Genomic DNA, 13700 nt, shown 5'->3' with positions numbered 1-13700 from the left:
ACTCAGTCGTGCTGCGCGGGGCGCTGGGCGGGCGGGCCGGCGAGCGCGGGCGGCGCCAGTTCTTCCGGGGACGGCGGTACGTACGGCCGGATCTCGGGGGAATCGATGCCGCCGTCGGGGCGGATCTTGGGCAGGTTCTTCTCCGGTCCCAGCAGGAGCGCCTTCTTGTAGTCCTGCTTGCCCGCCATGTCGAGGCCGTAGATGGCGTTGTAGATGTTGCGGACGGCGGGGCCGGAGGCTCCGGAGCCGGTGCCGCCCTGGGAGATGGTCATGACGATGGTGAAGTCGTCGGTGTAGGTCGCCAGCCAGGAGGTGGTCTGCTTGCCGTAGACCTGGGCGGTGCCGGTCTTGGCCCGCATCGGGATCCTGTCCAGCGGCCAGCCGCCGAAGCGCCAGGCGGCCGTACCGCCGGGCTCGACGACCATGCGCAGGCCCCTGTCGAGGTCCTTGATGGTCTTGGCGTCGATCGGCAGCCGGCCATGCGGCTTGGGCTTGATCATCCGGACCTGCTTGCCGTCGGCGCTGATCACCGCCTTGCCGACCGTGGGGTCGAAGAGGGTGCCCCCGTTGCTGATGGCGGCGTAGGCGGTGGCCATCTGGATGGGGGTGACGAGGACGTCTCCCTGGCCGATGGCGAAGTTGATGCTGTCGTACGCCTTCAGCTGGTTGCCTTCGAGGCAGCTCTCGTAGGCGATCTGCTCGACGTAGGTGCCGCCCTTCTTGCCCTGCTTGCACCAGGAGTTCTTGTTGGCCGCCCAGAAGGACTGCTTCCAGTGGCGGTCGGGGATGCGGCCGGAGACCTCGTTGGGCAGGTCGACCCCGGTCTCGGAGCCGAGGCCGAACTCGCGGGCGGTCCGGTAGAACCAGTCGTGGGCGTCCTTCTTGGGCTTGAGGCCGCCGTCGCGCTGCCACTCCTTGTGCCCGAGGGCGTAGAAGACGGTGTTGCAGGAGAACTTGAGGGCCTCGGCGAGGGTGATGGGGCCGTGCCCCTTGGACTCGAAGTTCGCGAAGCTCCGGTTGCCCATGCTGTACGAGGCGCTGCAGTTGTACTTGTCGTCGAAGGCGTATCCGGCCCGGACGGCCGCGCTCGCCGACACCACCTTGAAGATGGAGCCCGCGGGGGCCTGGCCCTGGATGGCCCGGTTGAGCAGCGGGTAGTTGGAGGTGTCGCTGGTGAGGCTCGCGTAGTCCTTGGCGGCGATGCCGCCGACCCAGGCGTTGGGGTCGTAGTCGGGCTGGGAGGCCATGGCGACGACCCGGCCGGTCTTGGTCTCCATGACGACGACGGCGCCCGAGTCGCCCTCGTACTTGCGGCCGGTGATCTTGTCGGTCTCCTGGCGGACCGTCTTCATCGCCAGCTGGAGCTCGTACTCGGCGACGGACTGGACCCGGGCGTCGATGCTGGTGACGAGGGTGGATCCGGGCACACCGGCGTCGGATTCGGTCTGGTGCATGACCCGGCCGAGGTTGTCCACCTCGTAGGAGGTGACCATCGCCTTGCCGCGCAGGTACTTGTCGTAGGTGCGCTCGATCCCGGAGCGGCCGACCTGGTCGGAGCGCAGGTGCGGCGAGTCGGTGTCCTTGGCCTTCTGGATCTCGTCGTCGGTGACCGGCGAGAGGTATCCGAGGACCTGCGCGGTGCGGGCGCCGCCGGGGGCCGGGTAGCGGCGGATCGCGACGGGCTCGGCGGTGATGCCGGGGAACTCCTCCGGGCGTTCGCGCAGCTGCAGCGCCTGCTGCGTGGTGGCGTCGAGGGTGATCGGGATCGGCTGGTACGGGGAGCCGTTCCAGCAGGGTGCGGGGGTCTGGGAGTCGCAGAGGCGGACCTTCTCCATGACCTCCTTGGGGGTCATGTCCAGGACGCCGGCGAGCCGGGTCATGACGCCCTTGCCGCGGTCCTTCATCTTCATCAGCGCCGTGCGGCTGGTGGAGACGACCAGCCGGGTCTCGTTGTCGGCGAGGGCGACGCCCCGGGCGTCGAGGATCGTGCCGCGCACGGCCGGCTGGACGACCCGCTGGACGTGGTTGCTCTTCGCCTCGTGGTAGTACTCCGCGCCGTTGCGGATCTGGAGGTACCAGAGCCGGCCGCCGAGGGTGAGGAACATCGAGCAGACGAGAACCTGGATGATCACGAGCCGGATCTGCACCCGGGAGGTACGGCCGGTCTCCGGAATGTTGGTCACGTGGACTCCTCCCTCACAGCTTCTTGACGCTCTTCACACCCTTGATTCCCTTGACGCCCTTTATCCGGCCGGCCCGGTTGGCCCGGCTGCGGGCGGTCTTCATCCGCAGGCCGCCGCGCTGGCTGCCGATCCGCAGCCCGGTGCCGCCGGCCAGCCAGCCGGAGGCGATGTCCTTGCCCGCGGGCGGACCGCCGTTGGCCTCGACGGCCATCGGGTCGTTCTCCGCGCGGCGGGCCAGGGCCATGATGAACGGCACCGTGAAGGGGGCGAGCAGCAGGTCGTAGAGGACCGCGGTGAACAGCAGTCCGGTCAGGCCCACGTGCCGGGCGGCGGTGTCGCCGACGAGGGCGCCGACGCCCGCGTAGAGCAGGGTGGAGACGAAGGCGGCGCCGACCACGGTGAGCATCGGGCCCCAGGCGGAGCGGAACCGCCCGGTGTCGGGGCGGACCAGGCCGGCGACGTAGCCGATGACGCACAGCACGAGCGCGTAGCGGCCGGCGGCGTGGTCGGCGGGCGGGGCCAGGTCGGTGAGGAGTCCGGCGGCGAAGCCGATGAGGGCGCCGCTGACGCACCCGTACACGAGTGCGAGGGCGACGACCGTGAGCAGGACCAGGTCGGGGACGGCTCCGGGGAGTTGGAGGCGGCCCAGGATGGAGACCTGGACGACCAGGGCGACCACGACGAGCGTGCCCGAGAGCAGGATCCGGTTGAAACGCATGATGATCGGCTCCTAGTCGTCGGCCGGCTTGCCGGACGCGGACGCGCCGGGCGACGGGGTGACCGTGACGGTGACCGTCGGGGTGGGCTTGGGCGCCTCGGGCTTGGGCGGCAGGACCGCGTCGCGCGGGTCTTCGCGCGGGGGCATGACCACGACGCCGACGATGTCCAGGCGGGAGAAGCCGACGAAGGGGCGGACCCAGATGGTGCGGGTCAGGTCGCCGCGCGAGGGGTCGACCTTGATCACCTCGCCGATCGGGACGCCGGGCACGAAGGGCTTGTTGCCGCGCGAGCCGAAGGTGACGAGCCGGTCGCCGGTGTTGATCTTGGCCTTGCCGTTGAGCATCTGCACGGAGAGCTCCCGGTCGCCCTGACCGGTGGCGAAGCCGAGTTCGCCGGTCTTCTCCAGGCGGGTTCCGACAGTGAAGTCGGGGTCGTTGGCGAGGACCACGGTGGCGGTGTCGGGGCCGACGGTGGCGACGCGGCCGACGAGTCCGTCCCCGTTGAGGACGGTCATGTCGCGCTCGATGCCGTCCTTGCTGCCCGCGTCGATGGTCACGGTCCAGGAGAAGCCCTGGGCCGCTCCTATGGCGATGACCTCGGCGCCCTTGATGCCGTACTGGCCCGCGCCCGCCCGCTTGAGCATCTCGTCGAGCTCGCGGATCCGGCTGCGGGTCTGGTCGTCACTGCCCAGCTTGGCCTTGAGCGCCGCGTTCTCGCGCTCCAGCGTCGCGATGCGGTTGTGCCGCTCGCCGGAGTCCCGTACCGCCCCTATGGCGTTGGCGACCGGGTCGACGCCTTTCGCCACGCCCTTCTCGACCGGCCCGAAAACCGCTGCGGCGGCCTGTCGGGCACCGTCGACCGGAGACTCCTCACCCGTCCTGATGTCCACCGTGATCAAAGCGAACGCGATGGCGATCAGAAGCACCAGGAGCAGCCGGCTTTCTCGTGTGTCCCTCACGTGCGGCGGCCGTGCCTTCCTCATAGTTACCCGTGCGGCGAAGCCGCTCCGGTGGAGCCGGGGCTCGCACCGGACCTTGCCTGTATATCAACGATCCGCCGCACGGGCCCGGTAGCACCCGTACGGCGGATCATTTGTGTTCCACCGCCGCGCGGCGGGCCGGATCAGCGCCGCGGCTGGGCGTCCAGGACCTGCTGGAGCGCCTCGAACTCCTCTACGCACTTGCCGGATCCGAGCGCGACGGAGTCGAGCGGATCCTCGGCGATGTGGATCGGCATGCCCGTCTCGCGGCGCAGCCGCTCGTCGAGGCCGCGGAGCAGGGCGCCGCCTCCGGTCAGGACGATGCCGCGGTCCATGATGTCGCCGGAGAGCTCCGGCGGGCACTTGTCGAGGGTGGTCTTGACGGCGTCGACGATGGCGTTGACCGGCTCCTCGATCGCCTTGCGCACCTCGGCGGCCGAGATCACCACGGTCTTGGGCAGGCCCGAGACCAGGTCGCGGCCGCGGATCTCGGTGTGCTCGTCCTTGTCGAGGTCGTAGGCCGACCCGATGGTGATCTTGATCTGCTCGGCGGTGCGCTCACCGAGGAGGAGCGAGTACTCCTTCTTGATGTGCTGGATGATCGCGTTGTCGAGCTCGTCTCCGGCCACCCGGATCGACTGTGCCGTGACGATTCCGCCGAGGGAGATGACGGCCACCTCGGTGGTGCCGCCACCGATGTCCACGACCATGTTGCCGGTGGCCTCGTGGACGGGCAGGCCCGCTCCGATGGCGGCGGCCATCGGCTCTTCGATGATGTGCACCTGGCGGGCACCGGCCTGCGTGGACGCCTCGATGACGGCGCGGCGCTCCACTCCCGTGATGCCGGAGGGCACGCAGACCACCACGCGCGGGCGGGCCAGGTAACGGCGCTTGTGGATCTTGAGGATGAAGTACCGGAGCATCCGCTCGGTGATCTCGAAGTCGGCGATGACGCCGTCCTTGAGGGGCCGCACGGCGACGATGTTGCCGGGCGTGCGCCCGATCATCTTCTTGGCTTCGGAGCCGACCGCCAGGATGCCACCGGTGTTCGTGTTGATGGCGACCACGGACGGCTCGTTCAGGACGATTCCCCGGCCCCTCACGTACACCAGCGTGTTGGCGGTCCCGAGGTCGATCGCCATGTCACGGCCGATGAACGACATGTTGTTCCCCTTGTTCCCCATGAGGAGCGTCTGGCCTTCCAGTTGATAGCGGCTGCTGTCAGGTCGGCGAGGTGGGTGTGTGGGTGGAGGCCCCATCGTAGTGCCGCAAGTACGGCCACCGCGCGACGGGACTCCGGCAAGCCCGCCGGAACGAATACCCGCCCCCATAGTGGTGACGTCGTGTCCTGTCGATGCGTTCCCGAAAGTGCCCGGTAATACCGGAGGGCGACCGAAATTACTTCGGTCGCCCCAGGTCATGAGCGCTATTCGGCTGATGTTGCGTCAGAAAAGAGTGATCACAGCGCCGGGAAGAACAGCTTCAGCTCCCGCTCCGCGGACTCCTCGGAGTCCGAGGCGTGGATCAGGTTCTCCCGGGTGACGGTACCGAAGTCACCCCGGATGGAGCCGGGCGCGGCGGCAATCGGGTCAGTGGGTCCGGCCAACTGGCGGACACCCTCGATCACGCGCTCCCCTTCGACGACCAGGGCCACGACCGGGCCGCTCGCCATGAAGCCCATGAGGGGCTCGTAGAAGACCTTGCCCTTGTGCTCGCCGTAGTGCGCTTCCAGGGTCTCCTGGTCCAGCGTGCGCAGCTCCAGCGCGGGAATGGTCCAGCCGGCCTTCCGCTCGATGCGGCCGACGATCTCGCCGATCAGGCCGCGACGGACGGCGTCGGGCTTGAGGAGGACGAGCGTGCGCTGGGTCATATGGGTAACTCCTTGCGGCATACGGGTGCGGTCCGACGAGGCTACAGGGGCCCGGGCCCCCGCCGTACGGGGCCTTCCGGGCCCCGCTCCGGCTCCCCGGCGGACTACGCCTCGGTCGGGGCGGCGGCCTGGGCCTCCGCCTGGGCGGCCCACTGGGCCTTGATCACGTCGATGCGGCGGCCGTAGTGGATCGAGCACCACCACAGACCGGCGAACACCACGCCCAGGGCGAACATCATCGGGACGACGAACCCGCTCAGCACGAGCCCGATCTGCAGGGCCCAGCCGATCTGGACGGCCCCGGGGCGCGAGAGCATCCCGCACAGCAGGACCGACACCAGCATCGCGATCCCGCAGACCGTCCAGACCGTGACCTGGCTCAGGTCGCCCTTCATCGCGACCAGTCCGGCGAAGCCGATCACGAAGAACTCGGCGATCAGCGTAGAACTACACAGCGTGCGCATCCCTCAGCCCCTCTTCAGTAGCAGGCGGGCCTCGCCCACCGTGATGACGGACCCGGTCACCAGGACCCCGGCCCCTCCGTACTCCGCCTCTTCCTCCGCCAGCGTGATCGCCGCCTCCAGGGCGTCGTCCAGCCGCGGCTCCACCTGCACCCGGTCGGCGCCGAAGACCTCGACCGCGACGGCCGCCAGTTCGTCGGCGGAGCTCGCCCGGTGGCTGGTGTTCTCCGTGATCACGACCTCGGCGAAGATCGGCTCGAAGGCCTCGAGGATCCCGCGCGCGTCCTTGCCCTCGCTCGCGCCCACGACCCCGATCAGCCGGCTGAAGCCGAAGGCCTCGGTCACCGCCTCGGCCGTGACCCGCGCCCCGGCCGGGTTGTGCGCCGCGTCCAGGACCACCGTCGGGCTGCGCCGCACGACCTCCATGCGGCCGGGCGAGGTCACCGAGGCGAAGGCCTTCCGCACGGTCTCCACGTCCAGCGCCCGCGCGTGGTCGGCGCCGATCCCGAAGAAGGCCTCGACCGCCGCCAGCGCCACCGCCGCGTTGTGCGCCATGTGGGCGCCGTACAGCGGCAGGAAGATCCCGTCGTACTCGCCGCCCAGCCCGCGCAGCGTCAGCTGCTGCCCGCCCACCGCGACCTCGCGGGTGACGACGCCGAACTCCATGCCCTCGCGGGCCACGGTCGCGTCGACCTCCACGGCCTTCTTCAACAGCACCTGCGCCGCGTCCACCGGCTGCTGCGCCAGGATCACGGTGGCGCCCTTCTTGATGACGCCGCCCTTCTCCTGCGCGATCTCGCCGGTGGTGGAGCCGAGCCGGTCCGTGTGGTCCAGGCTGATCGGGGTGACCACGGCGACCGCGCCGTCGATCACGTTGGTGGCGTCCCAGGTGCCGCCCATGCCCACCTCGACCACGGCCGCGTCCACGGGAGCGTCCGCGAAGGCCGCGTAGGCCATGCCGGTGAGGACCTCGAAGAACGACAGCCGGATCTCCTCGGCCGCGTCCACCATGTCCACGTACGGCTTGATGTCGTGGTACGTCTCGACGAACCGCTCGGCGCTGATCGGCGCCCCGTCCAGGCTGATCCGCTCGGTGATCGACTGCACGTGCGGGCTGGTGTAGCGGCCCGTGCGCAGCTCGAAGGCGTTCATCAGCGCCTCGATCATGCGGGCGGTGCTCGTCTTGCCGTTGGTGCCGGTGACGTGGATGGAGGGGTACGCGCGCTGCGGCTCGCCCAGGACGTCCATCAGCGCGGCGATCCGCGTGACGGACGGCTCCAGCTTGGTCTCGCCCCAGCGGCCGGCCAGCTCCTGCTCCACCTCCCGCAGCGCCTGGGCCACCTCGGGGTCGGTGGGCTCTTCGGGTACCGGGTCGCCCTGGGGCGGACCGGCCTGCGTCCGCAGGGTGCGGCTGCCCGCCTCGATCACCGCCAGGTCGGGGTCGCGGTCGGACTCTTCCGCCACGATCTGGTCGAACGCGTCGAAGCTGTCATCGTGGCTCTCGGGCTGCTGCTCACTCACGGGACCCAGTCTACGGACGAGGGCCGGGGGGACTTTCGGCCCGGTCGTATCGGGACCTTTGGCCGGCAGAGCGACCGGATCGTTATGCAAGCCTTGCGGGCAGGAGATTGGGGAACAAATGCCGCAGGCCAGCACCAACAAGACAGCTTCCAGCCGCGACATAGGGATAGACCTGGGAACCGCCAACACCCTCGTCTACGCACGGGGGCACGGCATCGTCCTCAATGAGCCGTCCGTGGTGGCCGTCAAGGCGGGCACCACCACCGCACTGGCCGTGGGGACCGAGGCCAAGGAGACCATCGGCCGCACACCGGGCTCCATCACCGCGATCCGCCCCCTCAAGGACGGCGTGATCTGCGACTACGAGGCCGCCGAGGAGATGATCCGGCACTTCGTCCGCAAGGCCGTCCCCGGCCGCCGGGTCCGCACCCGCATGGTGATCTGCGTACCGTCCGGGGTCACCCCGGTGGAACGGCGGGCCATCATCCACGCCTCCACCCGGGCCGGCGCCAGAACCGTGCACCTGATCGAGGAACCCATGGCCGCGGCGATCGGCGCCGGGCTCCCGGTGTCCGAACCTCGCGGCTCGATGGTCGTCGACATCGGCGGCGGCACCTCCGAGGTCGCGGTCATCTCGCTGGGCGGCATCGTCACCTCCCAGTCGCTGCGGGTCGGCGGCGACCGGCTGGACGCCGCGATCACCGACTGGGTCCGCAAGGAGCACGCCCTGCTCATCGGCGACCGCACCGCCGAGGACGTCAAGATCGCCATCGGCTCGGCGTGGCCGGTGCCGGACCGGCCGGAGCTGGAGACCGCCACCTTCACGGTGCGGGGCCGCGAGAAGGTCGGCGGCATGCCCCAGACGCTGCAGCTCGACGCGCGCGACGTACGGGCCGCGCTCGACGAGCCGATCGAGGCGATCATCGCGGCGGTCCGCACCACCCTGGAGGAGTGCCCGCCCGAACTGTCCGGGGACGTCATGGAGCACGGCATCGTCCTGACCGGCGGCGGCGCACTGCTCCCCGGCCTGGACCTGCGGATGGCCTCCTCGACGGGGATCCCCGTCTTCGTCGCGGACGACCCGCTGGACTGCGTGGCCCTGGGCTCCGGGCGCTGCGTGGAGGACATGGACGCGCTCAGCAGCCTGCTGGCGCCGGCGAGGGCCTGACGGAAGTGGGGGCGCCCGGCCGGGCTCAGCCCTTCGGGAGCGTGGCGAGGACCTCGTACGCGTCCTGCGTGCGCGTCGCCGTCAGGGTTCCGCCCAGGCTGCGCACGCGCTCGCACATGCTCGCCGTGCCCGAGCCCGCCGAGACGGGGGCCCGGGTCGGATTGCGCTGCGCCAGCCCGTTGCGGACGGCGATCCGCAGCTGCGGCCCGTCCGCCGCGATGGACACCTCGACGGTTTCGCCCCGCGCGTGCTTGGCGGCGTTGGTCAGGCATTCCTGCACCACCCGGTAGACCGCCGCCTGGCGCAGCGGCGACAGCCCGTGCACGGCCGGATCCAGGTCCAGCCGTACGGGGGAACCCGCGCGCCCGCTCTCCTCCGCGAGGGCCGCCAGCCCGTCCACGCCCGGGGTCGCCGCCCGCTCCCCGCGCTGCACGATGATCTCGTTGAGCACCAGGTGGGCCCGGCGGGCGGTGTCGGCGAGCTCCTCGAAGTCCTTCGCGTACGCCGTCTCGCGCGAGCGCATCGACAGCACCTCGGAGCGGACCGTCAGCAGGGTCAGCTCGCGCCCGACGAAGTCGTGGACGTCGCGGGCGACGGAGGTCCGCTCCTGCTGGACGGCCTGCAGGACGGCGGACTCCGCGCGCCGGGTGTCGAGCTCGCGCACCAGGTCGTGGCGGTAGGCGGCGATGCCCACGGCCGAGGCGAGGACCCCGATGGGCACGACGAGGCTGAGGAAGGAGCTGAGGGTCTCGGCCCGGGCCAGCGGCCAGCCCGGCACGCAGCAGAACAGGCACAGCGCGAAGGCCACGTAGCCCAAGGTGGCGAGGACACCGGCCCGGCGCCCGCGGAAGCGGCCCACCGAGTACAGCGAGAACTGGATCAGGGTCAGCTCGTGCAGCCAGCCGATGAAGAGCAGCGCGGCGAGGTACGAGACCCAGGGCAGCCGGCGCCGCACCAGCAGCGTGGAGCAGCCAATGGCCAGGACGACCGCCGCGGCGGGCCCGTTCAGGGAGTTGTCGGCGGCCGCCAGGCCCGGCAGGTCGAGCGCCATCAGGCCCAGGCAGCAGAGGGCCGCGAGCACGTCCATCGCGCGCGGCGACCCGGCCCAGCCCTGCGCGAGCCGGCGGCCGAAGGCCAGGAGCCTGTGGGGCGCCGAGGGGGCGGGCGTGACGTGCATGCCCTCCATCATCCGTGCTCGGCACCCCCGGATCCCGGCCACCCGGACCCGAGAACGCGTGATTTAGGGCACTTCGGACAGGCCGGAGGTCCCTCCGCCCGGAGGCCTTCCTCTCTACCCGGGGCCGCCGCCGCGCTCGTAGCGTCGGGAGAATGACCACCCAACGGGGAACGACCCCCCACCAGGGAACGCCCGCCCCCCGGGGCACCGCCCTGCTCCTGCTGATCGGCGGCCTCGTCGGCACCCTGGCCTCCGGCGTCCTCACCTACGACCGCATCCGCACCCTGGAGAACCCGCTCTTCACCCCGGGCTGCAACATCAACGCGGTGCTGAGCTGCGGCGACGTGATGACCACCTGGCAGGGCAACCTCCTCGGCTTCCCCAACATGCTGCTCGGAATCGCCGGCTTCGCGGCCCTCGCCGGACTGGGAGCGGCCCTGGTCGCCGGGGCGCTGCTCCCCCGGTGGCTGTGGCGCGGCCTGTGGGCCGGGATCGCCGCCGGGTTCGCCTTCACGGTGTGGCTGATCAGCCAGTGCCTGTACGTGATCGGGGCGCTGTGCCCGTGGTGCATGGTCGTCTGGGCGGTGATGATCCCGCTGTTCTGGTACGTCACCCTCCACCTGGCCCCGGCCGGCTCCCGGCTGCGGGCGGTCCCCCACTGGCTGGTGCCGGTGGCCGCGTACGGCGTGGTCGCGGCGCTCATCCTGACGAGGTTCGGCGCACAGCTGTTGTGATGGCACCGCTGTTGTGATGGCACCGCTGTTGTGATGGCACCGCTGCCGTGATGCCGGGCCCCTCGCGGGGAAGGGATAGGCCGAAGGCCCCCACGTCGACCGACGGCGTGGGGGCCTTCGCTTGCGTCCTGCGGGTCGGCTAGCCCTGGGGCAGCCCGGCCAGCTGGTCGGTGAGGCGGGCGATGTCCGCCTCGGCCTTGGTCAGCCGGCCCTTGATCTTGTCCACGACGTTGTCGGGGGCCTTGGCGATGAACGCCTCGTTCCCGAGCTTCGCCTCGGCCTGCTGCTTCTCCTTCTCGGCGGCGGCCAGGTCCTTGCTCAGCCGCGCGCGCTCCGCCGGGATGTCGATGGTGCCCGACAGGTCGAGCGCGACGGTGGCGCCGGCGACCGGCAGGGTCGCGGTGGCGCTGAAGTCGTCGCCCTCCGGCTGGAGGCGCAGCACCTGGCGGATGGCGGCCTCGTGGGCGGCCAGCGCGGTGGCGGACAGGTCCAGGCGGGCCGGGACCTTCTGCTTGTCGTCGAGGCCCTGCTCCTTGCGGAACCGGCGGACCTCGCGGACCAGGCTCTGGATGCCCTCGATCTCGGACTTGGCGCCCGCGTCGCGGAAGCCGCTGTCCTTCGGCCATTCGGCGATCACGAGGGACTCGCCGCCGGTCAGCGTGGTCCACAGGGTCTCGGTGACGAAGGGGACCACCGGGTGCAGCAGGCGCAGCATGACGTCGAGGACCTCGCCGAGGACCCGGGCGGAGGCCTTGGCCGGCTCGCCGCCCGCGAAGAAGGTCGTCTTCGACAGCTCGACGTACCAGTCGAAGACCTCGTCCCACGCGAAGTGGTAGAGCGCCTCGCTGAGCTTCGAGAACTGGTAGTCCTCGTAGAAGGCGTCGGCCTGCGCGACCGTCTCGTTCAGCCGGGACAGGATCCAGCGGTCGGTCGCCGACATCTCCTCGACCGAGGGCAGGTCGCCCTCGATCGTGGCGCCGTTCATCATCGCGAAGCGGGTGGCGTTCCAGATCTTGTTGGCGAACTTGCTGGAGGCCTGGACCCAGTCCTCGCCGATCGGGACGTCGACACCCGGGTTGGCGCCGCGCGCCAGGGTGAAGCGGACCGCGTCGGAACCGTACTTGTCCATCCAGTCCAGCGGGTTGACCGCGTTGCCGAAGGACTTCGACATCTTCTTGCCGCGCTCGTCGCGGACCATGCCGTGCAGGGCGATGGTGTGGAACGGCGGGGTGCCGTCCATCGCGTACAGGCCGAACATCATCATCCGGGCGACCCAGAAGAAGAGGATGTCGTAGCCGGTGACCAGGACGGCGTTCGGGTAGAACTTCGCCAGGCTGTCGGTCTGCTGCGGCCAGCCGAGCGTGGAGAACGGCCACAGGCCGGAGGAGAACCAGGTGTCCAGGACGTCCGTGTCCTGGGTCCAGCCCTCGCCGGTCGGCGGCTGCTCGTCGGGGCCGACGCAGACGATCTCGCCGTTCGGGCCGTACCAGACGGGGATGCGGTGGCCCCACCACAGCTGGCGCGAGATGCACCAGTCGTGGAGGTTGTCGACCCAGTCGAAGTAGCGCTTCTCCATCTCCTGCGGGTGGATCTTGACCTGGCCGTCGCGGACCGCGTCACCGGCGGCCTTGGCGAGCGGGCCGACCTTGACCCACCACTGGAGCGACAGGCGCGGCTCGATGGTGGTCTTGCAGCGCGAGCAGTGGCCGACGGAGTGCGTGTACGGACGCTTCTCGGCGACGATCCGGCCCTCGGCGCGCAGCGCGGCGACGATGGCGGAACGGGCCTCCAGGCGGTCCAGGCCCAGGAAGGGGCCGTGGACGGTGATGACGGCGTGCTCGTCCATGACGGCGAGGTTGGGCAGGCCGTGGCGCTGACCGATCTCGAAGTCGTTCGGGTCGTGCGCCGGGGTCACCTTGACGGCGCCGGTGCCGAACTCGGGGTCGACGTGCCCGTCGGCGACGACCGGGATGCGGCGGCCGGTGAGCGGCAGCTCGATCTCGGTGCCGACGAGGTGCTTGTAGCGCTCGTCGTCGGGGTGGACGGCGACGGCCGTGTCACCCAGCATCGTCTCGGCGCGGGTCGTCGCGACGACGATGGAGGCATCGCCCTCGCCGTAGCGGATGGAGACGAGCTCGCCCTCGTCGTCCTGGTACTCGACCTCGATGTCGGAGATCGCGGTGAGGCAGCGGGGGCACCAGTTGATGATGCGCTCGGCGCGGTAGATCAGCTCGTCGTCGTAGAGCTTCTTGAAGATGGTCTGGACGGCCTCGGACAGGCCCTCGTCCATGGTGAAGCGCTCGCGCGACCAGTCGACGCCGTCGCCGAGGCGGCGCATCTGGCCGGAGATCTGGCCGCCGGACTCGCCCTTCCACTGCCAGACGCGCTCGACGAAGGCCTCGCGGCCCAGGTCGTGGCGGGACTTGCCCTCCTTGGCGAGCTCGCGCTCGACGACGTTCTGGGTGGCGATGCCCGCGTGGTCCATGCCGGGCTGCCACAGGGTCTCGTAGCCCTGCATGCGCTTGCGGCGGGTGATGGCGTCGATCAGCGTGTGCTCGAAGGCGTGCCCCAGGTGGAGGCTTCCGGTGACGTTCGGCGGCGGGATGACGATGGCGAAGGGGGGCTTGTCGCTCTTCTCGTCCGCCTCGAAGTACCCACGCTCTACCCAGCGCTCGTAGAGCTTCCCCTCTACATCGGCCGGCGCGTACGAAGTCGGCAGTTCGGAGTAGGGGCTGCTGGGTGTCTGCGTGTTCTCGGTCACGAGCCACAGTTTAGGGCCGTAACGGTCCGGTCATGAAACCGGGTTTCCGGGGGCCCGGGGCCCTTCGCCGCCCCGGCTTCCGCCAGGATGTCTGGGACGCATAAACAACCTCATGGGGGGACGCGG

11 protein-coding genes are annotated in these 13700 nt (G+C 70.4%); 2 read left to right on the top strand and 9 right to left on the bottom strand.

What is annotated here, in order from left to right; translation table 11 throughout:
- Positions 1-2: 2 nt before the first annotated feature.
- From mrdA to ACFRU2_RS12200, 7 genes are all read right to left on the bottom strand, one after another.
- Positions 3-2183, bottom strand: a complete 2181-nt coding sequence (mrdA, locus tag ACFRU2_RS12230) for a penicillin-binding protein 2 (RefSeq protein WP_382971031.1) — start codon at positions 2181-2183, stop codon at positions 3-5.
- A 13-nt stretch (positions 2184-2196) separates the two neighbouring features.
- Entirely contained in the window at positions 2197-2901 is a 705-nt protein-coding gene (gene mreD / locus ACFRU2_RS12225; RefSeq protein ID WP_250739467.1) for a rod shape-determining protein MreD, read from the bottom strand.
- A 12-nt stretch (positions 2902-2913) separates the two neighbouring features.
- A complete protein-coding gene (gene mreC / locus ACFRU2_RS12220) occupies positions 2914-3861 on the bottom strand; it encodes a rod shape-determining protein MreC (RefSeq protein ID WP_250739468.1) in 948 nt (315 codons plus the stop codon).
- 164 nt (positions 3862-4025) lie between these two features.
- Positions 4026-5045 (bottom strand): rod shape-determining protein, encoded by a 1020-nt coding sequence (locus tag ACFRU2_RS12215; protein ID WP_069923827.1) that lies wholly within the window; start codon positions 5043-5045, stop codon positions 4026-4028.
- 296 nt (positions 5046-5341) lie between these two features.
- Positions 5342-5752 (bottom strand): nucleoside-diphosphate kinase, encoded by a 411-nt coding sequence (ndk, locus tag ACFRU2_RS12210; protein ID WP_214950910.1) that lies wholly within the window; start codon positions 5750-5752, stop codon positions 5342-5344.
- Positions 5753-5856: 104 nt separating this feature from the next.
- Positions 5857-6216 (bottom strand): DUF4233 domain-containing protein, encoded by a 360-nt coding sequence (locus ACFRU2_RS12205; protein WP_382971027.1) that lies wholly within the window; start codon positions 6214-6216, stop codon positions 5857-5859.
- Positions 6217-6219: 3 nt separating this feature from the next.
- Entirely contained in the window at positions 6220-7734 is a 1515-nt protein-coding gene (locus ACFRU2_RS12200) for a bifunctional folylpolyglutamate synthase/dihydrofolate synthase (protein ID WP_382971024.1), read from the bottom strand.
- Positions 7735-7852: 118 nt separating this feature from the next.
- Here ACFRU2_RS12200 and ACFRU2_RS12195 point away from each other — a divergent pair, with 118 nt between their 5' ends.
- Entirely contained in the window at positions 7853-8902 is a 1050-nt protein-coding gene (locus ACFRU2_RS12195) for a rod shape-determining protein (RefSeq protein ID WP_382971022.1), read from the top strand.
- A gap of 25 nt (positions 8903-8927) precedes the next feature.
- On the opposite strand, the gene ACFRU2_RS12190 is transcribed toward ACFRU2_RS12195, so the two are convergent.
- On the bottom strand, positions 8928-10079 hold the full coding sequence (locus ACFRU2_RS12190) for a sensor histidine kinase (protein ID WP_382971019.1): 1152 nt from the start codon (positions 10077-10079) through the stop codon (positions 8928-8930).
- Positions 10080-10231: 152 nt separating this feature from the next.
- On the opposite strand from ACFRU2_RS12190, the gene ACFRU2_RS12185 reads away from it, so the two are divergent.
- A complete protein-coding gene (locus ACFRU2_RS12185; protein WP_382971016.1) occupies positions 10232-10813 on the top strand; it encodes a vitamin K epoxide reductase family protein in 582 nt (193 codons plus the stop codon).
- Between the two features lie 139 nt (positions 10814-10952).
- Here the strand turns inward: ACFRU2_RS12185 and ACFRU2_RS12180 are convergent, their stop codons facing one another.
- Positions 10953-13574 (bottom strand): valine--tRNA ligase, encoded by a 2622-nt coding sequence (locus ACFRU2_RS12180; protein ID WP_382971014.1) that lies wholly within the window; start codon positions 13572-13574, stop codon positions 10953-10955.
- Positions 13575-13700 lie beyond the last annotated feature (126 nt).

Source organism: Streptomyces sp. NPDC056883 (assembly GCF_042788835.1).
Classification (GTDB): domain Bacteria; phylum Actinomycetota; class Actinomycetes; order Streptomycetales; family Streptomycetaceae; genus Streptomyces; species Streptomyces stoeckheimensis.
This window is presented reverse-complemented; position numbering and strand designations above follow the sequence as displayed.